1 protein-coding gene is annotated in these 1,504 nt (G+C 70.6%); it reads left to right on the top strand.

What is annotated here, in order from left to right; genetic code table 11:
* Window positions 1–286: 286 nt before the first annotated feature.
* Window positions 287–1,504, top strand: a 1,218-nt coding sequence (locus EPO09_RS21910) for a GAF domain-containing protein (RefSeq protein WP_290646697.1), incomplete at its 3' end; no start/stop codon positions are given.

The raw sequence follows: 1,504 nt of genomic DNA, 5'->3' as shown, positions 1-1,504 counted from the left end.
CGCCGGGCGCTGAACCAGCCGTCGGTCCTGTGCGGTCTGGTACGGAAGGGCGATGGTCGCGCGCGGACGGGCGACGGATGATCGCGCCCATCGGACCTCAACCATCCGACCGTCCAGCCTCTGTCCGCGTGACCCAGCAATGTCCGAGCTACAGCACCCAGCGAGTCCCGGCCCGGCCGTCCTCGCCGCACCGCCGTCTGGCGGTCCAGCGGCGGGATCGGCGCATACCGTCTTTCCGCCGATCGCCCAGTTCGCCCGCTCCGAGCCCGATCCGCATCGGCGCCGGATGCCGTGGCGCCGCTACCTGACCATTGCCCGGCGGGACCCGCAGCTCCTGTTGGCGGGCTTCGTGGCGTTCCCGGTGGTCGCGATCGAGTTGATCGTCAACGACCCCTCCGCGCTGCAGGTCCTGGCGGTCGGCGGAAGCTTCTTCCTCATCCAGGCCGTTTTGACCGGGACGCGGGCTCGGTCCTGGTCGGCCGTCCGCCTTGCCTTCTCGCTCGCGTTCGTCGTGGCCGCCAACACACAGGCCGCCGGTCCCGACGTTGCGCCGATCGCAGCGCTCTATATCCCCGTGGTCGCCATGGCGGCGGCGATCGGGACCCGCGGCGCCCTCGTGGCCGCCGGAGCCGGGGTGCTGGTGACGATTGCCCCGATCCTCCTGCCCGGCTTCTCTGACGGGGCGAGGCACGAGGCCCTCGCGATGGTCGCTGCCGAGGTCGTCCTGGCCATCGGGAGTCGGCGCGTCGTGGCTTCGATGGAGCGAGCCGTCGAACGCGCGCAGGAGGCGCACGCGCGGGAGCGGCGTCGGACCCGCCAGTTCAGCGCGGTGGAATCCGTCGGCCGGTTGCTCGCCCGCGAGGGTCCACGCGGCGACGTCCTCGGCACGGTGATGGAGATCCTCGAGACGACGTTCGGGTATCGGTACCCATCGGTCTACCTCTGGGACGGTGCCGCGCTCCAGCTCGGGGCCCAGCGAAACTATGCGAACCCCATCCAGACGTTCGACATCCAGCGCGGCGTGATCGGGCGGGTGGCGCGGACCCTCGAGCCGGCCTTCGTCCGCGATGTCGCGGCCGATCTGAACTACGAATCGGCCGACCCGGCCGTCAACGCCGAGATCAGCGTCCCGCTCGTCAGCGGCGCGAGACTCCTCGGCGTGCTCAATGTCGAGTCGAATTCCGCGCGTCAACTCGACGACGACGACTTCGCGACCATGCAGATCGTCGGAGACCGCCTGTCCGCCGCGCTGGCGCTCGGCCACGAACGGGTCAAGCTCGCCGAGCGAGCCGAACTGCTCGTCCGCCTGTCGGACCTGTCGGCAAAGCTCAACGGCACCATCGATCCGGCGGGACTGCACGACCTGGTCGCCACGGGCGTGGCGGGCGTGATCGACGCCACGATGGTCGCGCTCATCCTCGCCGAGCCCGGGTCGGACGAGTTCCGGACCGAGCGGATCGTGGGCGGGGATCCATCGCTCAACGGCATCCGGATCCTGCCCGGT

The organism is Aquabacterium sp., from assembly GCF_004297345.1.
Classification (GTDB): domain Bacteria; phylum Pseudomonadota; class Gammaproteobacteria; order Burkholderiales; family Burkholderiaceae_C; genus Aquabacterium.
This window is presented reverse-complemented; position numbering and strand designations above follow the sequence as displayed.